The following is a 245-nucleotide window of genomic DNA, read 5'->3' on the forward strand; positions in this document are numbered from 1 at the left end:
TTGCCGGCCTTCTCAATGGCAACGGACAGCGCGAGCTTGGTTTCCGCCACGATGTCCTCGACCAGTTCTTCCCGGCTGACATGGGCAGCCTGGCCGGTGAGCAATCCCTGTTCGGCGAGCATGACCACGCCGTGTAGTGAGGCCCAGATCTTCAGAGCGCTCCGCTCGCGCAACAGCTCTACAGCGGGCGCCTCCAGCGCCTCTACCAGGAGCTCGAAGGTCTCCATTGCGGCACTATGCAGCTC

General features: G+C 63.3%; 1 pseudogene. It reads right to left on the bottom strand.

From position 1 onward, the window contains the following. A pseudogene (locus tag QSV46_RS40680) lies at positions 1-245 on the bottom strand (TetR family transcriptional regulator); the annotation flags it as partial.

The organism is Bradyrhizobium cosmicum (assembly GCF_032290525.1).
Lineage (GTDB): Bacteria > Pseudomonadota > Alphaproteobacteria > Rhizobiales > Xanthobacteraceae > Bradyrhizobium > Bradyrhizobium cosmicum_A.